The organism is Microcoleus sp. BR0-C5, assembly GCF_036705045.1.
GTDB lineage: Bacteria > Cyanobacteriota > Cyanobacteriia > Cyanobacteriales > Microcoleaceae > Microcoleus.
Map to the genome: position 1 here is coordinate 29,686 of NZ_JAUBTR010000045.1, position 25,570 is coordinate 55,255.

17 protein-coding genes are annotated in these 25,570 nt (G+C 45.3%); 8 read left to right on the forward strand and 9 right to left on the reverse strand.

The genetic code is table 11. The annotated features are described in order from the left end of the window. Window positions 1-74: 74 nt before the first annotated feature. Together QUB08_RS20450 and QUB08_RS20455 are read right to left on the reverse strand one after the other, a co-directional pair. Window positions 75-968: a CNNM domain-containing protein gene (locus QUB08_RS20450; RefSeq protein ID WP_333226569.1), complete on the reverse strand. Its 894-nt coding sequence runs from the start codon at window positions 966-968 to the stop codon at window positions 75-77. Window positions 969-1,364: 396 nt separating this feature from the next. After that, window positions 1,365-2,450, reverse strand: a complete 1,086-nt coding sequence (locus QUB08_RS20455) for a hypothetical protein (protein WP_333226571.1) — start codon at window positions 2,448-2,450, stop codon at window positions 1,365-1,367. A 114-nt stretch (window positions 2,451-2,564) separates the two neighbouring features. Between QUB08_RS20455 and QUB08_RS20460 the strand changes: the two genes are divergently transcribed. The 3 genes from QUB08_RS20460 to QUB08_RS20470 all read left to right on the forward strand — a co-directional run bounded on the left by QUB08_RS20460 (window position 2,565) and on the right by QUB08_RS20470 (window position 6,482). Continuing rightward, entirely contained in the window at window positions 2,565-3,482 is a 918-nt protein-coding gene (locus QUB08_RS20460) for a YihY/virulence factor BrkB family protein (RefSeq protein WP_333226573.1), read from the forward strand. Between the two features lie 576 nt (window positions 3,483-4,058). Further along, window positions 4,059-5,324, forward strand: coding sequence for a glycosyltransferase family 1 protein (locus QUB08_RS20465; RefSeq protein ID WP_333226575.1), 1,266 nt, complete (start codon window positions 4,059-4,061; stop codon window positions 5,322-5,324). A 102-nt stretch (window positions 5,325-5,426) separates the two neighbouring features. Further along, window positions 5,427-6,482, forward strand: a complete 1,056-nt coding sequence (locus QUB08_RS20470; protein ID WP_333226577.1) for a glycoside hydrolase family 104 protein — start codon at window positions 5,427-5,429, stop codon at window positions 6,480-6,482. Between the two features lie 116 nt (window positions 6,483-6,598). Here QUB08_RS20470 and QUB08_RS20475 read toward each other — a convergent pair whose 3' ends face one another. From QUB08_RS20475 to QUB08_RS20485, 3 genes are all read right to left on the reverse strand, one after another. Then, entirely contained in the window at window positions 6,599-7,315 is a 717-nt protein-coding gene (locus tag QUB08_RS20475; protein WP_333226578.1) for a DevA family ABC transporter ATP-binding protein, read from the reverse strand. A 326-nt stretch (window positions 7,316-7,641) separates the two neighbouring features. Next, window positions 7,642-8,826 carry an ABC transporter permease DevC gene (gene devC, locus QUB08_RS20480; protein WP_333226580.1) on the reverse strand — a complete coding sequence of 395 codons (1,185 nt, stop codon included), beginning with the start codon at window positions 8,824-8,826 and terminating at the stop codon, window positions 7,642-7,644. Between the two features lie 64 nt (window positions 8,827-8,890). After that, window positions 8,891-10,318, reverse strand: a complete 1,428-nt coding sequence (locus QUB08_RS20485; protein ID WP_333226582.1) for an HlyD family efflux transporter periplasmic adaptor subunit — start codon at window positions 10,316-10,318, stop codon at window positions 8,891-8,893. Window positions 10,319-10,433: 115 nt separating this feature from the next. On the opposite strand from QUB08_RS20485, the gene QUB08_RS20490 reads away from it, so the two are divergent. Then, window positions 10,434-11,042: a TetR/AcrR family transcriptional regulator gene (locus tag QUB08_RS20490; RefSeq protein ID WP_333226584.1), complete on the forward strand. Its 609-nt coding sequence runs from the start codon at window positions 10,434-10,436 to the stop codon at window positions 11,040-11,042. A gap of 88 nt (window positions 11,043-11,130) precedes the next feature. Here QUB08_RS20490 and QUB08_RS20495 read toward each other — a convergent pair whose 3' ends face one another. From QUB08_RS20495 to QUB08_RS20505, 3 genes are read right to left on the reverse strand one after another with little or no spacing between them, the layout of a single operon-like run. Beyond that, window positions 11,131-11,910: a hypothetical protein gene (locus QUB08_RS20495; RefSeq protein ID WP_333226587.1), complete on the reverse strand. Its 780-nt coding sequence runs from the start codon at window positions 11,908-11,910 to the stop codon at window positions 11,131-11,133. A 45-nt stretch (window positions 11,911-11,955) separates the two neighbouring features. After that, window positions 11,956-12,255, reverse strand: coding sequence for a hypothetical protein (locus QUB08_RS20500; RefSeq protein ID WP_333226589.1), 300 nt, complete (start codon window positions 12,253-12,255; stop codon window positions 11,956-11,958). Window positions 12,256-12,265: 10 nt separating this feature from the next. Further along, window positions 12,266-13,777: a mechanosensitive ion channel domain-containing protein gene (locus tag QUB08_RS20505; RefSeq protein WP_333226591.1), complete on the reverse strand. Its 1,512-nt coding sequence runs from the start codon at window positions 13,775-13,777 to the stop codon at window positions 12,266-12,268. Window positions 13,778-14,866: 1,089 nt separating this feature from the next. Here QUB08_RS20505 and QUB08_RS20510 point away from each other — a divergent pair. After that, window positions 14,867-19,738, forward strand: a complete 4,872-nt coding sequence (locus QUB08_RS20510; protein ID WP_333226593.1) for a PAS domain S-box protein — start codon at window positions 14,867-14,869, stop codon at window positions 19,736-19,738. A gap of 5 nt (window positions 19,739-19,743) precedes the next feature. After that, a complete protein-coding gene (locus QUB08_RS20515; protein WP_333226595.1) occupies window positions 19,744-21,072 on the forward strand; it encodes a response regulator in 1,329 nt (442 codons plus the stop codon). Between the two features lie 244 nt (window positions 21,073-21,316). Here QUB08_RS20515 and hpsU read toward each other — a convergent pair whose 3' ends face one another. After that, window positions 21,317-21,994 carry a hormogonium polysaccharide biosynthesis acetyltransferase HpsU gene (gene hpsU / locus QUB08_RS20520; RefSeq protein ID WP_333226596.1) on the reverse strand — a complete coding sequence of 226 codons (678 nt, stop codon included), beginning with the start codon at window positions 21,992-21,994 and terminating at the stop codon, window positions 21,317-21,319. A 55-nt stretch (window positions 21,995-22,049) separates the two neighbouring features. On the opposite strand from hpsU, the gene QUB08_RS20525 reads away from it, so the two are divergent. Together QUB08_RS20525 and QUB08_RS20530 are read left to right on the forward strand one after the other, a co-directional pair. Continuing rightward, entirely contained in the window at window positions 22,050-22,916 is an 867-nt protein-coding gene (locus QUB08_RS20525; RefSeq protein WP_333226598.1) for a cation diffusion facilitator family transporter, read from the forward strand. A 1,198-nt stretch (window positions 22,917-24,114) separates the two neighbouring features. Further along, a partial coding sequence (locus tag QUB08_RS20530; protein WP_333226600.1) for a DUF4347 domain-containing protein occupies window positions 24,115-25,570 on the forward strand: 1,456 nt, incomplete at its 3' end.

The window sequence follows — 25,570 nt, forward strand, 5'->3', positions numbered from 1 at the left end:
TAGGTTGTCGCACTGAGCGACTAATTACAAGCTAACACAGATAGATCGAGGAAGTATTTAAGCCTGATTTAGGATTAATTCAATACGAGTTCTGGATGTTGCGGCTCAAACAAAGGGCGAGTTACCTGACGCACTAGCACGGTTTCTAAACTGCCTTCTACTACATTTGCTGCTTCTATTTCCAACTCGCCCCACACTAGCCGATCGCCTTGATTGGGCATTTTACCTAAATTGTGGATTACGAATCCGGCGATTGTTTGGTAAGCTTGGTTAGTCGGCAGGTTTAACCCGAGTTTTTCGTTAACTGCTGTCACTTCCCAATTGCCAGAAATTAGTGCCGAATGAGCATCTTTTTGAACTAGAGTTGCCTGGGAAGGTGGCAGCAGCGGTTGAGACTCTTTACTGGTAATCCAACCAGTCAGCAGCCGCACGGTACCGTTGAGAATTGCTAGCAGCGGCCACAGTAATTTTGAGCAGAGTTCCAGGGCCGGCATCAACAGCAAAGCGGTGCGTTCTGGGGCGTGGGTTGCTAATACTTTGGGGATTAGTTCTCCTAATACTATCTCGACGTAAGTTACTAAGATGAATGCTGCGGGAACTGCGATCGAATGAGCAGTCAGCACGGCCGACAAATGACCGATCGGCAATTTGTCGATCCACGGTTCGATCCAGTGTACAGTTGCTCCCTCACCCAACCAACCCAACAGCAAACTCCCTGCTGTTGTGCCAGTTTGAGTCACAGACAGGTAATGCGGTATGTTGTTCTGAGCTTGGTGGACGAGTTCAGCGGTTTTAGCGGTTGGGCGATCGTCCAACTGAGCAAGTTGGCGGATTTGATGGCGATCGGCTGATACTAATGCTAGTTCTGACGCCACAAAAAAGGCGATTAAAAGTGTTAAGCCCACCAACATTGCTAATCTCAGCGTTGTTTGAGCGACTTCTATTTCCAGGCAAGTAAGGTTGTTCAAGATAGATATCTAATATGATAGAGGTTTTAGGTTAATTCTTTTATTTTAGCTTGGGATTCAGCTAGCTTTATCCCCCGACATTTCGGATATCCCCAATACCCTGATTCGTAGGTGCGCCGAGGCGCACCTTACCCGTAGAACTTGTAAACTCTTTCTCTTCTCTTCCTACCCTTCGGGAACGGCTTCGCCGAACGCGCCCTTGGCGTCTTCGCGGTTCGTTTTAAGTGAGATATTGCACCATTCTCAATTAATTGTTTAGGAACAGGCAAGATGCCTGTTCCACAAGAGATGAATTTTATTGTGGAACAGGCAAGATGCCTGTTCTTGACAATGATGCAAGCAAGATGTGAGTAAAAAAAAATAATCTAATTCACAACACCGGAACTCATTGCTGTATCAACTCTCCCTTACTCCCCGGAGCGAATTAATTTCCGTAAAAGTCTGCACCGGATCGGACTTCAACCCGCCTTGAATGTAATTCAACTTCACTTCTTCCAACAAATCCGACAGCAGCGACTGCAATTCTCCGAGAGTTTTCTCATCTTGCAATTCCCGCCGCAAACTTTGATTAAATTCTTGGCTGAAATTATCGAGAATTTTTCTACCTTTATCGTCTTCATAAGTAGTAGATACCACATCAACAGCAGTTTGAGCCAAATAATTTGCTAGCTGTTCCGTCATCTCAGTAGGTAAAATGTTAATCGGAGAGAAAGTTTGCAGGATTTGATAGAAATCAGACTGTTTGATTGTTGTTTCCAAATTGTGGTGCAGCAATTCTTCCAAATCCGGTTGCACCTGGGGCAAAACTTTGTAAATTGTCAGATCCAAAATCCGCTTGGTAATTTGTTCGATCGTATTTTCCTGATTGACGTGAAGGTACGGCTGCTGCGCCAGCAACATCTGCGCCGCGTCGCCCTGTTTGATCGAACTTTTAGCTTGATTGATAAACCGCACCATCATGTATTCCGACATGGTATTGGCTAAATAAGCCACCGGTTCGTAGGTAACTTGAGCAACTACGCGATCGAGATTCACCAAACCCGACTTGTGCAGCCGCACCAATACCGGCAGAATCCGCCACCCCTGCCAAATCGGGAGCACCAGAAACACCTCATACCAGCGCCTCAGCACAAAATCAAACCAAGTTACCCCCGGTTTACGGCGGGTGTGGAACAGACTTTTAATCAAAAACTCCGCCCCAAAAAAACCGATAAAAAACGTATCAATTCGCCAAAACTGGTCAGCGCTTTTCAAATATTCGGGATTTGGCAAACTCGAATCAATGCCTTTAATCGGGTCATAAATTTTAACTAAACCCGGAAAATAGCTCTGATAAACAGGGCGCAACTGAAGGTAACTGAAATGGAAAAGCACCAGCAAGAAATTAACTAGCGCTACTAAGGCGCTCAATTTAGCCCAAGAAATTGTTTTTTTGGACGATTTTACATGGGTGCTGTTAACAGTTCTGTTGGAATCTAACATAAAAGTAATTTTCCGAATTTGCTAATCGATAAATCTATCTTCTGGCCGACGCTAAAAAACTCCTAACCTGTTAAAATCCCTTGATGGACGATAAGTATAAGGAAACCAAATGCCGTGAAATTAAAAACAGTCATATCGCTGCTCAAACAAACTTTTACTGAATGGCAAGAAGATAAAGCGCCAACCTTAGCCGCCGCCCTAGCCTATTACACAGTGTTCTCCCTCGCCCCGCTGCTAATTATCGTAATTGCGATCGCCGGTTTAGTATTTGGTGCAGACGCAGCCCAAGGTCAAATCGTCGGCCAACTCCAAAGTTTAATCGGCAAAGAAGGCGCCCAAACCGTCCAAGAACTCATCCTCAAAGCCTCCGAACCAAAGTCGGGAATGATTGCTACTTTAGTAGGTATCGCTACACTTTTGTGGGGCGCTTCCAACGTATTTACTAATCTCAAAGAAGCCCTCAATACTATTTGGAATGTTTCACCGCCCCCCGGACGAGGAATCTGGGGATTCCTGCAAGACCGCGTATTGTCTTTTGCAATGATTTTAGGCATAGGCTTTCTACTGCTAGTATCTTTAGTAATTAGTGCCATTTTAGCCGCCGTCAGCTATTGGTTGAACGGCTTGCTGCAATTACCAATCAACATTTGGCAGATTGTGGACTTTGCTATCTCCTTTGGCGTAGTTACGCTGCTTTTTGCCTTAATTTACAAACTCTTGCCCGATGTCCATCTTGCCTGGAATGATGTTTGGATCGGCGCCGCCATCACCTCAGTCCTGTTTACGATCGGCAAATCCATAATTGGAGTTTACCTCGGAGGTAGCGGTATCGCCTCTACCTACGGTGCTGCGGGCTCGTTCGTGATTATCCTGCTTTGGATTAATTATTCCGCTCAAATTCTCTTCTTAGGTGCCGAGTTTACCCAAGTTTGGACTAACCGATACGGTTCCAGAATGCCCGGTTCGCGAAACAATATCCTAAACAGTGAAAACGGGGAATCCTCCGCACGCAAACCTCGGAAGAACTCTTAACATTAGACAAACCGGAAATTTGAGGTTAAACTCGCACTCCGGGTTTGACAGAAGAAGCAACAAGGAAGAGGGAAAAAGGCAGAAGGTGCAAGGCGGAACGAAAGAAAAATTTTGAATGCAATAACTTTGCTTTTTTTTTCGCTTGCCATGTAACATTCGGTCTTCGGAACGACCGACTTCTGCTTTCTTCTGCTTTCTCGAAAGCCCGAGTTATTTATTCAGAGGGGTAATATTCTACCTTCTGCTGACCTCGCATCTCTAGCAGCAAGCTGAAAGCAGGCTCGACTTAGATATGGCTAGGAGGTGCGAGTTTGACAGCGGCCAGAATACGGAAAATTCCCTTCACCCTCGTTCATTTATATTTTGATTATCTAAAGTTTGAGCTGCTGCACGTCTCTGTCAGCAGAAGGAAGTCGTCTGTCAATTTTTCCCTGTAACTTATCCCTGAAGGATGATTGATCGATCCCCCATTTTCACTTTAATACAAATTAGCTAGAAGATTCCAGTCCCGGCGCATCAGCAAAAATTGCATTTTAAATTTTCTTCGGAATTATTTTTAAATTTTGGTAAACAATTATGATTTCATTAACTAAAAAAAGCATCGCTCTTATCTCCGTACACAGTGATCCCTATGTGGAAATTGGCAAAGAAGAAGCGGGCGGGGAAAATGTTTACGTGCGTCAAGTAGGAGAAGCTCTGGCTAAACAGGGCTGGCAAGTTGATATGTTCACCCGCTCATCCGATCGCCAACAAGCAAGAATTGTACAGCACAGTCCGAATTGCCGGACAATTCGGCTAGTAGCAGGGCCGCAAGAATTTATTCCCCGCGACGAACTCTACGGATATTTACCAATCTTTGTTCAAGAATTTCAGAAGTTTCAGTTAGAGTCAGGCTTTCAATATCCCTTAGTTCACACAAATTACTGGCTGTCTTCTTGGGTGGGAATGGAGTTGAAAAAATCGCAACCTCTGCAGCAAGTTCACACTTACCATTCTTTGGCTGCTGTTAAATACAAGTCGGTTTCGACAATTCCGATGATTGCCAAAACCAGGCTGCAAGTAGAAAAAACAGTTTTGGAAACAGCCGATCGCGTGGTGGCTACCAGCCCTCAAGAAAAAGAACACATGAGGTCTCTGGTTTCCTCAAAAGGCAATATTGACATCATTCCCTGCGGTACCGACCTTGAAAGGTTCGGCTCGATCGCCCGATCGACCGCCCGTCGCTACTTGGGCATAGCCCCCGAAACCAAAGTCGTGTTGTACGTCGGCCGTTTTGACCCCCGCAAGGGCATCGAAACCTTAGTCCGCGCAGTCAGTCTGTCGGCGGTGCCCAAAGCCGATTTAAAACTCATAATTGGCGGCGGATGGCGTGCGGGGGAAAGCGACGGCAAAGAGCGCGATCGTATCGGCAGCATCGTTGAAGAACTCGGGCTGAGCGAGATTACCAGTTTTCCTGGCGCCTTGAGCAGCGACATTCTCCCCGCTTACTACGCCGCCGCCGATGTCTGCGTGGTTCCCAGCCACTACGAACCCTTCGGTTTAGTCGCCATTGAAGCGATGGCCAGTGGCACACCCGTAGTTGCCTCCGACGTGGGAGGGCTCAAATATACTGTATTGCCACAAGAAACAGGTTTGCTCGCGTCGCCGAAAAATGAAGCAGTCTTTGCCGATGCGATCGATCGCTTGTTAGCTGACTCAGTATGGCGCCAGCAACTCGGACACACAGCCCGCAAGCGCGTCGAAACCTATTTCAGTTGGGACGGTATCGCCTCCCAACTCAGTCAACTTTACACTCAACTGCTCGAACAATCGGCCCTTGAGCTTGACCCGGTGAGCGCTTAGTAGTATCACTTAGTATGGTTGAAGCCAGTTTCCCTTGATCCCTGTTTCACTCATCCTTTCTAACTGGCAACCTTCAACTAGAAGTGATATCAGGAGGTACTCTTGTACGCGCCAGAACATCTGGGAAGCCATCTGCAACCCATTTCAGACATCGAGCTAATTCGCCTCTGGGTGGAGCGCAAATCCCCCCGCAGCAAGCGCTTTAGCTGGCAGGCTGCCAACCATTTTCGGCTGTTTGTAGAAAAACCGCTGGCAGAAGTGACTCTGACTGATGTCGAGACTTTCGCAGCAGCAATGAGAGCTCGGAAACTTGCACCCGGTTTCTACAAGCAAACCTTGCTAGCGCTGAAATCGCTGTTCGCCTTCGGCCAGCAAACGGGAATCTTGCCCGCAGCCCTCCCTCTGCACGGGTGGCCGGTGCGGCAGCGCAGGCAACTGTCCAAACGCCTCCGTTTTAAACTTTCGTGCACTTTATTAATCTGTTTGTGCTTTTTCTTAGGTCGAATGACGCCGAGACTGTGGGGGCAATCGGTCTCGGCAGAAAGCTCACCCACCCCGAAACGCCTGCCGCAAGTTGCGGCCCTCAATTCACCAGACAAAGGAGAGGATAACATTGATCGCGATCGATCGCCCGAAACTCCAACCCTGAATTCACCAGAGCCCATACAGGATAGCAGACTCGATAGCATCGCGCCCGAACTTCGAGTCAAAGCCTTTCTCGACACCATAGCCGCCGCCGAAGGAACCGCTAGCCCCGACGGCTACCGCATCCAGTACACCGGCACGAAATTTGTCAGCTTTCAAGATCATCCCAGGGAAATGAAATGCGGCCGTCGCTACGGCAAAAAACTCTGTTCCGACGCAGCGGGGCGATATCAGTTTCTCAGCACCACTTGGGACAGATTTGCCAAAAAATTTGGCGTCCGCGATTTCAGCCCAGGAAATCAAGATTTGATGGCTATAGAGTTAATCCGAGAAAAAGGTGCATTAGAAGATATAGAAGCGGGGAGATTGGAGTCAGCAGTCAGAAAACTCGCTTACATCTGGCCTTCTTTTCGCCGTTATGGCGGTTCTGTAGAATCGTCGATGCCCAAACTCGAAGCAATGTACCTGCAAAATTTGGGGATTTACCGGCAAGGATTGGTGGTTAGCAATTAGTCAAAAGTTCAACGACGAGTTTAGATTCGAGTTTGGCAATTTTGGATTAAATTTTGACATCCAAAATTGAAAATGGGGTAGTTATGGGTGATGTCTATTCTTCGGAAATTTAAAAATTAGGCTAATTTTCCATCTTCCATGTGAACGATGCGATCGGCAATATCCAAAATTCGGTTATCGTGGGTTACTAACAAAATAGTACAACCCTGCTCTTTGGCAAGTTGCTGCATCAAATTCACCACTTCGCGACCGGATTTGCTGTCCAGGGCGGCTGTTGGTTCGTCAGCTAAAACAATTTGCGGTTGACTAACCAAAGCGCGGGCGATCGCAACTCTTTGTTTCTGTCCTCCAGACAAATCATCTGGATAATAGTTAATCCGCTGTTCCAGCCCTACTAACTCTAGCATTTTTGCAGAGCGATCGCGCATTTGAGAACGCGACAAATTCCCGTGAACTTCCAAACCCATTTGCACGTTTTGCAGCGCCGTCAAACTGCGGTGCAAGTTGTGCGCCTGAAAAATATAGCCAATTTTCCGCCGCGCCTTTACCAATTGGTCTGCACTCGCTTTGCACATTTCTTGACCGATAATTTTGAGACTTCCCGATTGACCCGATCTCAGCCCGCCAATCAAAGTTAAAAGCGTAGTTTTTCCCGAACCGGAAGGCCCCGTCATCAGCACAATTTCACCTGCATTAATGTCGAGATTAATGTCAAAAAGTACCTGTTTTCGCAGTTGACCTTGACCGAAGTAGTGGTCGAGTTGGTGCGCGGAAATTATAGGTGCAGGAATCTGTAATGGGTTGGTTTTTGGAGAGAGAGTAGTAGAATTCATAACTTATTGGTTTGAGGTTTGAGGTTTAAGAATAAACAGCTTTATTCGCCGAAAATGCAGATAAAAAACCAGAGAATGATTACAAAAAATATGTGTGTAGTCAGGACTTTATACAAAATCTGGCTTTAATACCCCCTTGATTCTTTAGTCCGCTTGGAGTGGACTTCGTTTGACAAGGAGCGGTTTCAACCGCCGAATCTTCTACTATCAGGTAAGGTGCGTCGCTTTGAGATGGTCGCTCTTTTTTAGGATTTAAGGGTGGCGACGCACCCTACAGCTACTGTTGCATGACTTTTGAGAATTAGTATTATCTTATTCATTTTCCCTTAAAACATATCTGCTGGATCGGCTGCTTGCAGCTTGCGAGTAGCAATTGCTCCCGAAATAGTGCACATAATCACGTTCAAAAGTAATACTATAAATGCTCTCAGCAGCGTCATATAAAGCGGTAAATTTGTAGCTTGGCGAGTTAAAGAGTAGAGTCCGAAAGAGACTCCTACTCCGGGCAAAAAACCAAGGAGGGAAAGAATTAGAGCTTCTTCAAAAACGATGCCGAGTAAATAAACATTGCGGTAGCCCATCGCTTTAAAAGTAGCGTATTCTCCCATGTGGTCGCTGACATCGGTTGAGAGAACTTGATAAACAATAATCACCCCAACTACAAAACCCATCGCGACGCCTAAATTAAACACAAAGCCGATCGCAGTATTCTTAGCCCAATAGTTTTTCTCAAAATCGATAAATTCTTGTTTGGTTAATACCTTGACATCCGGCGGTAAGTATGCTTTCAAAACTTGTTGAACTTCCACGGGGTCAGCACCCGGTTGCAGTTGAATTAATCCGGCATTAACACTCGCGGCGTTTTGTCTCGCAAACAGGCGCAGGTAATTTTGATCGCTAGTCATCAAAATACCGTCGGCGGCAAAAGATGCTCCAACTGTGAATAAACCGCTGACGTTAATCGTGCGTCGCTCTACCTCAGCTTTAACGACTTTGCCCTCAGCGATTTGCGCGATCGTCCCTTGGTAATCTCCCCTAGAAGCTCGATCGAACAAGACGGTATCCGGCAATTTAATCGCGCTCAAATTTTGGTTGACTTCTGGAAGCGCAAACGCCGGGTGATTCGGATTGAAACCCACCACCATCAGCGACGTTTCGCGCCGAGTTTCGGGATTTTTCCAGTTAGCAATTTTCACGTAAAGCGGCTCGGCTGATTTCACCCCCGGTACGTTCATTGCTTGATACAATCTACGTCTGGGGAAGGAAGACAAATTAATCAAATTTCGCGCTTGGGGGTGAATCAAAACTAAGTCTGTTTCCAAGCTTTGGTGCAGCCGCGTATTGCTGGTGTAAAGCGCATTTTGAAAGCCTAGCTGCATGAACATCAAAACGTCAGCAAAGGCAATTCCTGCTACTGCAACGAGCATTCGCCCTTTGTCGTGACTCAGTTGCAGCCATCCGAGGGAAGTTCTGCGTCTTAACTGTTGTAAGGGTTGGATGAGTCCAAGCATATGATTTTAGATTTTAGATTGGTGATTTTGGATTGAAGAAAGCGACCCGGCGGTTTAAGTCTTCTTAATCTTTAATTTCGCCGATCGCCACTTTGACTTGCAAATTGGTGAATCCCGCTACTTTCTGGCTGGAAGCTTCATCTAAGCGCACTTTTACTTCGACAATTCGACTATCAATATTCGCCGAAGGATCGGTGTTAACAATGTTTTGCCGCTGCACTTGCAAACCAATATGTTCGACAGTTCCCCGCAATTCGCCGGTCAAAGCATCGCTAGTAATTTTGGCGGTTTGTCCGAGGCGTACTTTGTCCACATCGCTTTCGTAGATTTCCGCAACAGCTAGCATCTCGCGAGTTTGTCCCAGTTCGACAATGCCGTCGTTTCCCACTTTTTCCCCCGGATGCGTATGAATTTTCAGGACTTGCGCGTCTCTGGGAGCACGGATGTAAGCTAGATCCAGATTGGCTTTGGCGCCTTTGGCGGCTGAAGCGGCGGAACTGACTTCGGCGGCGGCTGCTGCTATGTCAACGGGACGCACTTCGGCGATGCGATCGAGATTTGCTTTGGCTTCGTCGATTTGCTGTTGTCGAGATTGCTCAACTTGGCTGAGTTTGGCTTGGGCTTCGTTAATCTGCTGTTGGCGGGATTGTTGAATTTGATTTAGTTTGGCTTGGGCTTCGTTAATTTGTTGTTGGCGGGATTGGCGAATTTGATTCAGTTTTGCTTTTCCTTCGTTGATTTGCTGTTGGGCTGTTTCGGCGGCGAGGCTTTTGCTTTCGCTAGTTGAGGCGGAAATTGCTCCCTGTTCATACAGTTGGGAGTAGCGCTGATCCTCGCTTCTGGCGTTGCGGAGTTCGGCTTGTAGACGGGCAATTGTGGCTTGTTGGGTTTGAATTTCTCCTTGTTGTTCGGCCCTCAACCGCGCAATTGTGGCTTGTTGCGCTGCTATTTCGGTGCTGCGATCGATTTCTAGACGCGCCACGATCGCCTGTTGCGCTGTGATTTCGTTGCTGCGATCGGCTCTGATGCGGGCAATAGTGGCTTTCTGGGCTTGAATTTCGCCGTTTTTGGCTCCAGCTTTGACTTTTGCTAGGTTTGCTTCGGCGACGCGCACTTGTTCTTGAGCTTGGTCGAGGGCAGCTTGCTGGCGATCGCGACTGTCCAAAATTGCGATCACCTGACCTGTTTTCACCATGTCTCCCTCTTTTACCAGGAGTCGATCGATCCGGTTTCCTTCCGCGGCACCGGAGGCTGAGACTTTAATTACTTCTCCTCTGGGTTCCAGTCGCCCCAAGGCTGTAACTGTCGTTAATTGCGATGCTGTGACGGCTGCTGCTGCGGCTACTGCGTTCGGATCAGGTATGCGCGATCGCCAGATCGTGTAGCCTGTGGTTCCCGCTGCCCCCAGGGTTGCTACTGCTGCCACAACTAGGAGTTTTTTAACTAGGGATGGAGTTGAGGATAAGCCGTCTGCTGTTGGTTGGTGTACCATGACATACCTCTTTGTGAGAAAATAAAACTAAACGGTTTAGTTACGATATCTTTTAATACTAAACCGTTCAGTATAATAATGTCAAGCTCCCAAATAAAAATTACAGAAGCAAGGTATGGCAAGGACAAAACCGATCGAACCAGACGCAGCAGGAGGTGACAAGAGCGAGCAAATCCTGCAAGGTGCGATGCAAGAATTTTTAGCCCACGGCTACGCGGGCACGAGTATGGACAAGGTAGCGAAGACGGGGGGAGTTTCCAAAGCCACGGTTTACAGCTATTTTCAAGATAAAGAAGGATTATTCGCGGCTTTGGTACAGCGGCTGGCGCGAGAAAAAGTCCATTTTACAGTTCTGGATGAAGAACCCGCCGTAGCGCTGCGATTCGCTGCCACAACTATATTGGATCAGGTGACGCAGGAACCTGAATTTCTCAATTTTGTGAGGTTAGTGATTGCGGAATCGGGGCGTTTTCCCCAGCTAGCGCAGACTTTTGTGAAAAACTTAGCTAAACCGGGTATCGAGCGGCTAGCGGAATATTTGGCATCGCATCCAGAGTTAAAATTGCCCGATGCGGAGGCAACGGCGCGGATTTTTATTGGATCGCTGGTATATTTCCAGTTAACGCAGCATATGATGCACGGTAAAGATATTATCCCAATGGAGCGCGATCGACTGATCGACGGTCTACTGCACTTGATTTTATCGCCGCAGTCCAATTCCTAAGTGCGATCGACAAAATCTAAGAATTTTCTTTGAGAATCATTTAAATGCCATAAAGAGCGAGATCCCTTTATGGCTGCGATCGCAGGTTCTATTCAGGTGTTTTCCCTAACCTCTCCCTCAATTCCTGAGCCGATAACTGTGGCAGTTGTTCTACAAACAATGTCAATTCTGCCACAGGCAATGCCAATAAATTAGTAACGGCTGTAGGCAGAATATCCCCCAATTCAGGCGATCGTATTTGCAATGCACTTTCAGCTAACAATTTAACCGCTGCTTCCCGCCCCGATTCATCGACGGTCAGCATCGATATTGCCAGCAACAGCACTGTAAATTCCGCCGCAGCCAACCTTGATATTGGAGATAGAAAAGCCGTCATTTTCGGGCTTAATTCTCCAAATCGAACTCGCAGAAAGTTTTCTAATATTAAGCGCTGTTGTTCTTGTCGGCCTCGTTCTAGTCCTTCTTCTAGTCCCTGTTCTAGTCCTTCTTCTCTAGCTTGTTGCTGTGCGGCTTGTATTTGTTGTTGAAAAAGTGGTGCAATGGCCATAATTAACTCCCGCTCTTCTGGCTCTAATTCTTGTGGCGCATCGGTTACTAAATTTGACTGTAACCGATACAGCAATTCTAGCGCGATAATCCGCAACGGATCGTCGGCAGCTAAAGCGCTTAATTGGGAAATAGCCCTTTGCTGCACTCCCCCTTTGCCCAAAATCCTCAACCACAGCGTGTCTGGAGTTTCTGGCAACTGGTGAATCGCCACAATTGCAGTCCGCAAAGATTCCCCCAAAAAATAGATTCCCTGCATCCAATTCTCTGTGTCTGGTATCGCATTAAAGCTATCTACCAATACTTTCGATGCTGTGGGCATCAAAATCTACAGTTTGGGTAACTGAGCGTCATCATAGCGAGTATTTTATCTCCTAAATTTTCGCTCCAATTCACCTCGCACGTCCAATAACTTGCCCAGACAGCTACAAATTTCGCTGACATTTGCCGGATTGCGAAACGGTTCAAAAATTGCAGTTGTGTTGGCCATTTTTCCCAACAATCCCAACGTTTCTGAGTATTCGGGAATTGCGGTGCTGGGAGTGAAGTAAACATCGATTTCTCGGACTTCTGAAGTCACATCGCGGCCGATATTAACCGTTCCGAGCGGCGACAGCAATTCCTCCAGGTATTCTTTGGCAAAGAGATCGTGAATAAATCGCGTCATAGAAATTATTTCAAACACTAAATAGATTTTTTAGCCGTTTTCTCACCCATTCTACTGGATTTTCATCCTCTTCTGCTGCATCTACCAATTCCATTTCTCGCAATAATTTCTGTCTCTCGCGGAGTTCTTCTTTGTGTTTGACTATTTCTTTAATGATCTGTTCAGATAAATCCGGTCGTTCAGTTAAAACTTTCTGGAAACCTTCTTTATTGATGGCAAACAAAATTGTTTCTTCCAAAGCTCTCACCGAAGCAGTTCTGGGGATTCCCAACATCAAAGAAAGTTCTCCGAAAAACTGACCACTACCGAGGTAATTCAGATGTTTGTCAATAGCTTCTACAAAAACTTCTACTGAACCTGAAAGAATCATGTAAAAAGCATCTCCTGGGTCGTTTTCGTGAAACAAATATTCTTGCGATCGCAGCCGTTTGCGGTATCCAACTTCAATCAATTGCCGCAATTCAAGGTCAGTCAGGTTTTCAAAGTATTCCACCTCTCGTAGCAAACAGCTAAGGGACGATGGATTTTTCAGTTTCTCGGCAAAAATTGGCGGTTTTTCCTCATTTTTCGAGTAACTGTTCGGGAGGTCAATTGCAGTTTCTTTTTTGTTGAACATTGACAACAGAACTTCGGGGTTTTGCAAATAAATTTCTCTGTCATTGAACGGAAATTCGATTTCCTGCTGGCGAAAATTGTATTCAATTGCAAAATTCAAAGAACTTTTAATTAATTCTCTTTCAGTCGGCTTGTCCGTCCAAACTAAAAGTTCAAATTTAAAACTATCATCACCAAACTCGACAAACAATACTTTCGGAGTCGGTTCGTACAAAACTCCTGCTTCCGCGTAAGCAATATTTAACAGAGTTTCTGTCACTAACAGCGGGTTACTATTCTCGGCTACTTCTACGGGAACTCGCAGACAGAGTAGGGAGTTTTCATAACTCCAGTTAACAATTTTGTTGCTAATCATTTTGCTGTTGGGAACTATGACGCTAGAGTCCTCAGTGGTTTGGATGATGGTCGATCGAATCGAGATTTTTTTGACGATTCCCATTAATCCTTCTAATTCCACAAAGTCTCCGACTTTCACAGGTCTGTCTAAAAGCAGCGTTAAGCCACTGACAAAATTAGTTGTTAAATCCTGGATTCCGAAGCCAATTCCGACTCCCAATCCCCCCGCAACTACTGCAAAAGAAGCGAGGTTGAAGCCGATGCTTTGGATGGCGACTATCACCCCCAAAGCTACTATTAAATACCCAATAATTACTGCGATAGCTTCCCGGTTGCCCTCGTCAATTCCCAGTTTGACGAGCAAGCGTTCCTTAAGAAAATTTGTAAAAGAGCGTGCTATGACAAGGATAGCCATAAACAACACTATTAGTTCCACCAGTGACTGCAAGGATACAGGATTTTCACCTATTTTAAATAGGGTAGCGGTAAATATTTGCGATATCTGTGTTAATACTTCTTCGGGTATTGTATTCACTTTAAATTCAGGCAATAAGGTTTTTTGTGTGGTCATTTTTTAATGGTAGTAGTAAAAAATAAAGTTCTCAGTGCCCAATGTAAAAATAAACTACTGAGCTCGTTATCATAAATTTTAACCTGTTTTTAGAGTAAAAAAAGTGAAGTCGTTACATAGATATGTATTTTCTGATACTAAGCTGTTCTACATTTAAACTGTGTGTCAAAAATCAATAAAACTCTTGTGGGACGGGCTTCTAGCCTGTCCCGAATTTCCAATTTAAATGCGTAACAGCTTACGCAGTTATCCTTATTGCCAATTTTTCGGATACCTGGTCTTCGCAGGCCTGCGGTTAGTGTGCCACTTTTTCGCGATAGGAGAGCCGACTCATCTATTATTAAAGTTATCACTCTAGTAACTTTAGTCAACATTAACTCGATTCTAGTTTATCATACTCTCCACTAATTTTTTTTGAAGTCCCGTTATCAACTTAATCAGGGATTATTCAATGACTCTTTAAGTGGACAAGTCAAATATCCAAGTATTACAATGACTTTAACTGGTGGGAGAGATATTGCTATTACTCTGCCAGTTGCGTCCGTTTTGTGTATATCTAAGTGAAAATTTAACCAATCTAGCTAAAATTGATAACGTTCCAAGAATACTTGGCATTCTAGCGACATGGGGGATTGGAATATAATAACTTAATTGCATTTGTCAATCCGTAATTTTACTTAAAATACTGCTTGTTTAGGAGTGGAAAATTAGCGATTTGGGGGTAGGTGGGCATAAATATGGTGCTAGAGATGATTCCTCGATCGCGCAAATCTAAGTTCTCCACCCAAAACCTGAGTAAATGCTGAGCATAATTGCTGATTGACCAATGCTTCCCGAGCTTAAGTTGTCAGCAATGTTCTACCGATAGGATGGATTAGCAATAGAATTGATGAGAAATAGAAATACTTGGCGATAGATCCGAAAAATTAACGAAAATAGTGTCGCAAGGGCTACATATATCGCAGATTAAAAGCCTAATGGTCACGCTACTGAACGTTTCTTCAGTACCAAAATTGGAGTAAACGAAAACCTTGCGATCGCGTAATTAGAAAGAAGTTCTAGAATTATAGCTGAAATGCACGAGCCAACATGACCAAATTCCCAACAGAGAAAACCCAACCGCCACAGCAAGAGAGCACAACAGCACAGGCATTGCGACAGGCTCACTTCGAGGCTTTTTTTGCAGGTGCCAACGCCGGAATGCTGATTTTTGACCGCCAACTCCGGTATGTCCAAATTAACGAAGTTCTGGCCCAGACCAATGGCGTTTGTGTGGCAGACCATATTGGTAGGTCAGTGCGTGAAGTGCTGCCAGAATTGGCTCCGACTGTGGAACCGATGCTGCAAGGCATTCTGGATACAGGCAAGCCCATTCTCGACTATGAATTAGTGGGTGAAACGCCGAAAGAACCGGGCATCCTGCGCTACTGGCAAGCATCTTACTATCCTTTGTTGGATGAAAATGGCATCGTTTTTGGTCTTGGTGGGATTGTAATTGAAATTACCGATCGCAAGCGGGCAGAACAAAAGCAGGCACGACTGACGGCAATTTTGGAAGCAACTTCCGACTTAGTAGGAGTTGTGGATGTGACTGGGCATAGTGTCTATCTCAACAAAGCCGGACAGGAAATGCTGGGGATGTCCCCAGAGGAAGCACGATCTCCGTTTAGTATAGATTCTGTATTAGCTCCCTCGGCAAAAGCAAACTTCCACAACGAAATAATTCCAACCGCCTTCCGAGATGGTAGGTGGGCTGGTGAAATCCTATTTTTGTCACGCGATGGGGAAGAAATTCCAGTCTCCCAGGTTTTGATCGTTCACAAAACCGAAGCGGGTGAAGTAGAGTTTATCTCCACTATTGTGCGGGATATTCGCGATCGCAAAAAAGCAGAGGAAGAACGGCAATTACTTGCTACCACGATCGAGAACAGCCGTGACTTTATTGGCGTTTCCTCAATGGATGGTCGCCCGATGCTACTGAATCAGGCTGGTCTGGATTTGGTGGGACTCAGTAGTTTGGACGAAGCCAGAACCAAACACATTAACGACTTCTTCATGGCAGAAGATTTGGACTTCGTACAGCAGCGTGTTCTGCCTACTCTAATGCAAGAGGGAAGTTGGCGGAGTGATTTCCGCTTCAGACATTTCGTCACAGGTCAACCCATCCTGGTAGATTACACCCTATTTCTGGTCAAACATCCAGAGACTAATGAACCTTTAGGGATTGCCACTATTACGCGGGATATTCGCGATCGCAAAACCGCAGAAGATGTCCTCAAACAAAGTGAAGAACGGTTTCGTTCTTTGATGGAAGCCAGTGCTCAAATTATTTGGAACTGCAATGCCGACGGCGAAATGGCGATCGAGCAACCTACTTGGAGTGCATTTACAGGACAGACATTTGATGATTACAAGGGAGGGGGTGGGATCAACGCTATCCATCCAGACGATCGCTCGTCTATGGCCACTGCCTGGTTAACTGCTTTTGCCAATCGATCGTTCTATGAAGTTGAATTTCGTATGCGTCGCTATGACGGCGAATATCGCTACATGAGTTGTCGTGGTGTACCAATTCTGAACGCGGATGGTTCAATTCGGGAATGGGTTGGGGCTAATACAGATATTACCGATCGCTTCCAAGCTGAAGAAGCTCTGCGTGATCGCAACGTCTTGCTGAGCTCTATTTTGGAAAGTACGCCAGACATAATTGTGGTTAAAGACCGGGAAGGCCGATATGTTGCCCTTAATTCTTTTGTGGCAAACTCCTTCTTTGACGGTAAACCCATAGAGGAGATTGTGGGTAAAGATGATTCGGAACTGATGCCCCCGGAGGCCGCCGTTCCAATAATGGCAAAAGACCGCGAGATTATGGAAGCAGGCACTACTGAAACCTACGAAGAAGAAATTTCTAATGGTGAGACCAGCAATCATTTTTTAACCACAAAAGCCACTTGGCGGGACGCTCAGGGCAATATTCTCGGTATTATCGCCATAGCACGAAACATTAACGATCGCAAACAAGCTGAAGCAGATCTGCGCCAACAGCAAGCTGCGCTGCGCGATCGCAACGTCTTGCTGAGCTCTATTTTGGAAAGTACGCCAGACATAATTGTGGTTAAAGACCGGGAAGGCCGATATGTTGCCCTTAATTCCGAGGTGGCAAAATCCTTTTACGGTAGATCCATTGAGGAAATTATCGGTAAAGATGATTCGGAACTCCTTCCCCCTGCAGCCGCCGTTGCAATAATGGCAAAAGACCGCCAGATCATGGAAGCAGGCATTACTGAAACCTACGAAGAAGAGGTTTTCAATGGAAAAGAGAATACTTCTTTTTTAACCACAAAAGCCCCTTGGCGGGACGCTCAGGGCAATATTCTCGGCCTGATCGCCATAGCACGAAACATTAACGATCGCAAACAAATGGAAGCAGAGTTGCGCGATCGTAATGCACTGCTAAACTCTATTTTGGAAAGTACACCAGACTTCATTGTCGTTAAAGATCGGGAAGGGCGTTATGTTGCCGTTAACTCCAATGTGGCAAACTTCATGGGTAAGCCCATTGAGGAAATCATCGGCAAAGATGATTGGGAATTCCTACCGCATGAGAGTGAGAGTGTCCGTGCAATTATGGCAAAAGATCGCCAAGTGATGACAACAGGAATCGCTGAGACTTACGAGGAAGAGGTCTCTCAGGGTGAGACCACCGCGACCTTTTTCACTACCAAGACTCCTTGGCGGGATGCTAAGGGCAATATCCTCGGCATTATCGCCATATCACGAGATATTAGCGATCGCAAACAAGCCGAAGATGCTATAAAACAAAGCGAAGAACGCTATCGATCGCTAATCCTGGCTACGTCCCAACTTGTCTGGATAACGGATGCTGAAGGGCGATGTCCAGATTTACCCACTTTCAGAGCTTACACCGGACAAACCGTAGACGAAGTGGTTGGTTATGGCTGGTTAGATGCAATCCACCCGGACGATCGCGAAGGAACCAATCAGGTCTGGATGGAAGCAGTGCAAACGAAAAGCCTGTATGACATGGAATATCGCATCCGAGCAGCAGATGGAAACTATCGTTATTTTCAAGCTAGAGCGGTGCCAATTCTGAATGAAGATGGCAGCATCCGGGAGTGGGTTGGCGCTTCCAGCGATATCCACGATCGAAAAATTGCCGAAGATGCAATCAAACAAAGCGAAGAACGCTATCGATCGCTAACCCTTGCCATCTCCCAAATTGTCTGGACAACCGATCCTGAAGGAAGATGCCAGGATTCACCGAGTATGAGAGCTTACACCGGACAAACGGAAGCTGAGGGGGTTGGTTTTGGCTGGTTAGATACAATCCACCCGGACGATCGCGAACGAACAGTTCAGGTGTGGATGGAAGCAGTGCAAACGAGAAGCCTGTTTGAGATGGAATATCGAATGCGCGGAACGGATGGAAACTATCGTTATTTCCAAGCTAGAGGGGTGCCAATTCTAAATGAAGATGGCAGCATCCGGGAGTGGGTTGGCACTTGCATCGATATCCAGGATCGCAAACAAACAGAAATCGTACAGGCAAAAGCCAGGGAAGCCGCAGAAGCAGCTAGTCGGGCTAAAAGTGAATTCCTTGCTAACATGAGCCACGAATTGCGGACTCCGCTTAATGGCATCATGGGATACGCGCAGATTCTTCAGCGTTCCAAAGTCTTGAATGAAGAAGAGCGATCGCGCATTGATGTTATTTATCAGTGCGGTTCGCATTTACTGACCTTAATCAATGATATTCTCGATTTGTCGAAGATTGAAGCACAGAAAGTCGAACTAATGCCCACGGATTTTCATTTTCCGGCGTTCCTGCAAGGTGTCGCAGAAATGTGTCGCATCCGAGCTGAACTCAAGGGAATTCACTTTCATTTTCCATCCAGCCCCGAACTCCCGATCGGTATTCGTGCGGATGAAAAACGCTTGCGACAAGTGTTATTTAATCTTTTGAGCAACGCTATTAAATTTACGGATGAGGGCAGTGTTACTTTTATAGTCAGTTTTGCAACAGAAGGAAAAATTCGCTTTGAAATACGCGATACAGGCACCGGCCTTGCACCCGATCAACTCCAAGCTATCTTTCAGCCATTCGAGCAGGTAGGAGATCGCAAACGGCAGACGGAAGGCACGGGATTAGGACTGGCAATTAGCCAAAGAATTGTAGAACTAATGGGCAGTACCATTCAGGTTCAAAGTGAGATGAATGTTGGCAGTATTTTCTGGTTTGATGTTAGTCTGCCTCAAGCCGATGAATGGGTGAAAATGTCTCAAATCGACCATCATGGGCAGATTATCGGCATCAAAGACCGCCAACCTAAGATTGTGGTTATTGATGACAAATGGGCTAACCGTTCGGTAATTAACAACTTGCTCAGTCCGATCGGCTTTGAGGTGTTTGAAGCCAACGATGGGCACGAAGGCTGGGAAAAAATTCTAGAGGTGCAGCCCGATTTAATCGTTACCGACTTAGTAATGCCCGAACTAGATGGCTTCGAGCTAATTAAGCGGGTTCGAGAATCGGAAAATTTCAAAGACATCATCATTATTGTCTCTTCTGCCAGCGTATTTGAAACAGATCAATACAGAAGTTTAGAGGCAGGAGGCAACGCCTTTATTCCCAAACCTGTTCAGGCAACGGAGCTCCTGCAAAAATTGCAACAGTATCTTCAGTTAGAATGGCTTTACGAAGCCAATGAAGCTCAACTGGCGATCGGCTCAGACACCAATGAGCTAATTGCACCGCCTGCTACAGAAATGGAAATCCTATACGAGCTGGCTATGAAAGGAAATTTCCTAGAAATAGTTAAGCAGGCGGTATTACTTGAAGAACTAGATCCCCAATACATTCCCTTTGCTAAAAGATTGCATCAAATGGCAAAGGACTTTCAAGACGAAGAGATTTTAACGTTTATTCAGTCCTACAAGTAAGGTTTATGACTTCAGAAATTCAAGCAAATGGTACGATTCTTATAGTTGATGACAATTCAGCTAACTTAGGTGTCTTATCTGATGCCTTAAGCCAAGAAGGATTTGAAGTTCGGGTTGCGAAATCTGGCAAAATGGCACTAGAGCGAGTCAAATATGCTCTACCGGATCTAATCTTGCTAGATGTCATGATGCCAGAAATTGATGGATTTGAAACCTGTCGTCGATTACAGGCTAATCCAGAAACTAAACAGATTCCCATTATATTTATGACTGCTCTCTCGGATACGGCTAATAAAGTTGAGGGGTTTAAGCTTGGGGCTGTAGATTATATTACCAAACCCTTCCAACAGGAGGAAGTATTAGCTCGCGTCAAGCTGCATTTAAAGCTTCATGTTTTAACTGAGAATTTAGAAGAAAAAAATACATTATTGGAGCAAAAAGTTTTAGAGGTTAGCCAAGCCTATGAAGATTTAAAACAACTGCAACTTAAGTTAATTCAAAGCGAGAAAATGTCCGGCTTAGGGCAAATGGCGGCTGGAATTGCTCATGAAATAAACAACCCTATAAATTTTATCTCTGGCAATCTGGGTTATGCCCAAGAGTACGCTCATAACTTACTAAAAATAATACATCTCTATCAAGAAGATTATGTAAATCCCACCCCTCGGATTCAAGCAGCAATGGATGAAATAGAACTGGAATTTGTGGAGGAAGATTTTATCAAAGTTCTTAACTCAATCAACTTAGGAACGCAGCGCATCCAGGAGATTGTCAAGTCTATGCGAATCTTTTCTCGCCTAGATGAGGCAGAGGTGAAATCTGTAAATATTCATGAAGGAATTGATAGTACACTCACCATCCTGCATCATCGTTTAAAAGCAAAACCAGAGCATCCTGAGATTGAATTAATAAAAAAGTACGGTCAGCTTCCACCAGTAGAATGCCATGCCGGACAATTAAATCAAGTGTTCATGAATATTATTTCCAATGCCATTGATGCTTTAGAGGAATCGAATCAGCAGCGTTCCTTTGCAGAAATTAAACAACACAAGAACCGCATTCAAATTTTTACAAAAGTAATTGACGAGAATTGGGTTGCTATTCATATTAGTGACAACGGTCGGGGAGTTTGCGAAAGTTTACAACCGAAACTATTTGACCCTTTTTTTACCACCAAACCTATCGGTAAAGGAACTGGGTTGGGGTTATCTATCAGTTACCAAATTATCGTTGAAAAGCATGGGGGCAGATTATACTGCCAGCCTGGATTAGGAAAGGGAATAGAATTTGTCATTGAAATTCCTATTCGGCAGCAAGCTTGTAAAGCTGCTTAGTTTCCCGGTGCAATGTCTCTTAATCTGTCGCGCATTTAAATTGTATATTCAGGGCGGGCGGGACGCCCAACCCCTACTCCCCACAAGACTTTAGCAAGCTTGTAAAGCTGCTTAGTTTCCTGGTACAATGTCTCTTAATCTGTCGCGCATTTAAATTGTATATTCAGGGCGGGCGGGACGCCCAACCCCTACTCCCCACAAGACTTTGATTTTTTTTGAAATACAATTTAAAGGCCGCAACAGCTTACGAACTTTGGTTAATTTCTCGCTGACAGCGGGGACGACAAGGTGTTCCTGTGCAAATAAAGCCTGCAGGCATATTTTTAAAGACGCTGCTGCGAGATCCGATTAAGGCGTTAGCACCGATTTCGACACCAGGGCCAATGAAGCAGTCGGCGGCAATCCAAACGCCGTTATTAATGATAATAGATGCTGTTATTAAGCCAAAGGCTGGGTCTTGAGGGTCATGAGTGCCGGTGCAGAGGTAGCTTTTTTGAGAAATGACGCAGTGTTTGCCGATCGCAATTCGATCGAGACTGTACAATACAACATCATCTCCGATCCAACTGTAATCGCCGATTGCAATTTTCCAAGGATAGGTAAAACGAGCCGTAGGGCGAATGATCACACCCCGACCTATTTTCGCTCCAAATAACCGCAACAACCAGCTTCTGATGCGATTAAAAGGGTGTGGAGTGAGGGGAAATGCGATCGCCTGCACGAACCACCAAACCAAAATTAGCCAAGTAGGCTTTCCTCGATCGAACTTTGATTGATCGTACTTCCGCAAATCAACCAAAGATTCGCCTGTTAAAATATTTGGCTGATTGTCGCTAATTGGACGATCGTTTATTTGAGAATTTGGGGAATTTGCGATCGAATTTTCCGGATCTTGGTGCGGATTTGGTATATAATCGGTCATTGATAGTTAATTTAATGTTTAATTTAAAATCGAGTTTAACCTTAAGGACTGCTGCATGACATTTCTAGTTAGGGACAATTTTGACTCGGAAAACGCCAAGGATATCGCACAATGCGAGAATACAAATCCCAGAATTGGCAAAGTGCGACTTTTACAAACAGCATTGGTACTGCTTAGCAGCTTTTTTGTAGCAGAGTTAATCGCCGCACTTAATTCTCATAGTTTGTCCCTATTAGCAGATGCGGGTCACGTTTTTTCAGATGTAGCAGCTTTAGCAATAACTTTGACAGCGACTTGGTACTCGTCACTTAAAAACAGAAGTAAATCCGTAGATTGTGCGATCGAATTGAGTTCGGGTACTATTCTTAAGAACAGGCAAGATGCCTGTTCCACAAACAGTGAATTTGATTGTGGGGTGGGCATCCTGCCCGCCCGTGGAGAAATCATTGCTGCTTTAATTAATAGTATCAGTTTAGTGGCGATCGCCCTTTGGATTGCCGCCGAGTCGATCGGCCGTTTGCAGTCCCCAACTCCCGAAGTAGAAGGGCTCCCGATGTTAATTACCGCCATAGTCGGTTTAAGCATCAACTCGATTAATGCTTGTTGCTTGCATTCCTGCTGTCACGGCGACTTGAACCTCAAAAGCGCGTTTCTGCACGCAGTCGCCGATATTTTTTCGTCGGTTGGAGTAATTTTAGCTGCGATCGCCGTAGCGTGGCTGCACTGGAATTGGGCTGATGGCTTGATTAGCTTGCTGGTGTCCGGGGCGATCGTTATATTGACTCTCCCGCTATTAATTGAAAGTATGCGTTTGCTGCTAGGTAATGTCTCCGCTATTTCCGCTATTCAACAGCCTTGTGATTGCCAGAAAATCAACGATGAAAAATTGCTTTTTCCCTCGCTAGAAGAACTTATTAAATAACATCTCTTCATCTGCGTATATCCGCGTATATCCCTTGATATCTGCGGTTAAAATACCTAAGTAATTAACCCAGCGATGTCTAGATTGTAAAGATATCGTAAACCTTATTATCTACTCATGGCAAATATCCGACTTTTCCGACTTTACGATCCGACTTTTCCGACTTATAAAGGCAGAGGCCGGAAGCAATGATAGAGATAGGGAAAGTTAAGCCACTATAGCAATCCTAATTGATGTGCTAGATATGGAAATCCTGAAATTTTTGTTAAACAAGGACTCTAGCAAGACAAGGAGGTCGTTATTTTTTGCGAATCAGATCGGATTGCTATATGTCTAGGTTGTAATGATATCGTAAACCTGCAGGTTGTGTTGCGAAATGCTAAATAAAAATATGCTATAAAAGATATGTCTTTAGTATGATATATTTAAGTTGCATCTAAGTTTAAGACACCCATTCCCACGCCAGACCAGTGAAAGCCCACTTCATATCAGGACTACCCCGCTCAGGCTCTACTTTACTGGCTGCACTACTACGACAAAATCGCCGGTTTCACAGCCCTATGACTTCCCCTGTTGGGGGTGCAAGTCGATCGAATGCTGTCAGCCGTGAGCGAAGACAATGAGTTTTCCGCCTTCATTTCCCCTGAACAAAAACGGACACAGCTTATTACCACCCGCCAACTGATCCAGAAGTGATCTCCGACCCCAATCGCCTGTGATGCAGCAAATTGCCATTAATTCGGGAACTATTTCCCGAAGCCAAAGTTATCTGCTGTGTCAGAAACCTCGCTTGGATTATGGATCAATACTTCGGACAGTTTTATATCTAATCGAGTGTCCGAAACCCATACTAGCTATATGGTGGACTATTATTTCAAGGTTTAAGTCCAGCGCTAAGTTTCCTAAAATGCGTTAAAAAGGGCAGGGCTTGCTCTGTAAGGCTTACGGGGCCGTTAAAAAACTGTCCGAAGTATTGATGGATAGCATCGAGCTACTAATTCGGCGCAACGCCTTTGATGTTTCCAGATTATTTATTTAATGCTCCAGCGGAACGGGCTAATAATTTTACAGCCAGATTTATTAGATCAATAGGACTAATAAATTATTCAGTCCTCATAGCGAGGACTTAAGCGAGACCCGGGTTTCAACCCCGACCAGACTTGGATGTAAACCATAGATATCAAGGATGTCAGTAATTATGAACGTACCAACCGCGAACAAGCAAATTATTTTCGTTGACTCCTCTGTACAAGATTATCAAAGCCTGATCCAAGGCATCGATCCCGCTCAAATTGTGATTTTAAATGAAAATTCCAGCGCGATCGACCAAATTACTAACGCATTGGCAGATCAAAAAGATATTGAAGCAGTTCATATAGTTTCTCACGGCAGCGAAGGCAGTTTAAAACTAGGTGCTGACATACTCAATGACAATAACCTAGAAAATTTTAGCGCTCAGATAAAACAGTGGGGAAGTGCGCTGACAGCAAATGGGGATATTCTACTTTATGGATGCGATGTAGCAGCCGGAGAAGTTGGAGCAACCTTCGTAAAACGCCTCAGCGAAATCACAGGGGCAGATGTGGCAGCATCCACCAACAAGACCGGTAATGCAGCACTCGGTGGGGATTGGGAATTGGAAAAAACCACCGGTTCAATTGAAGCTTCCCTTGCCTTGTCCAGCGAAGCGATGGCAACCTATGACGGTGTTTTTGCTCCGAAAGACACGGCCCTTAATCTCAACGGAGGTTACGTCGGTCTTCCGAGTCACCCAAATTTCAACATTGCCACCAATCGCCTAACCGTTGAAGCCTGGATAAAACCTAATTTTACCTCTGCTTGGGAAGCGATTATTGCTAAAGGAAATTCGGCGTGGCGGCTGGCGAGATCATCAACCTCAAACAGTCTGGAGTTCGCTTTCAACTCCTCTACAGGAGTTAAGTACGTTAATGGAACTGCAAACGTCAACGACGGTCAATGGCATCATGTAGGAGCCGTTTACGATGGTACTAACGTACTCCTATATATTGATGGTGTTCTGAACGCCCAATCAAACGTCGGCAGTGCCATTTTTTCTACCAATATTTACAATGTCCGAATTGGTAGCAATGAGGAGGTAAGTGGAACCAATTATAATGGTCAAATAGACGAAGTTCGAGTGTGGAACCTTGCCCGTACTCAAGCTGAAATTCAAGCCAACAAGGATATATCTATCAGTCCCTCTGCTGGGTTGATAGGTTATTGGAAGTTGGATGAAGGAACGGGTACTGTTGCAGCCGATACCAGTGGCAATAGCAACAATGCTACACTGACGGGTAGCGTCAACTGGACAGTAGCTGACACCACAGCCCCGACAGCCACCTTCACCCCCGCAGACAACGCCACCAGTGTTGCAGTTGCTGCTAACTTAGTCGTCACCTTGAGTGAAGCTGTACAAAAAGGCACTGGCAATATTGTCATCAAGAAAGTCTCCGACAACTCAGTGGTGGAAACTATCAACGTTACCTCCACTAATGTCACCGTTAGCGGTAGTAGCGTCACAGTTAATCCAACTATTGACTTAGTTAACGGCACTGGTTACTACGTTGAAATTGCTGCCGGTGCAATTAAAGACTTAGCAGGTAACAATTATGCCGGCACTACAGGCGCCACAG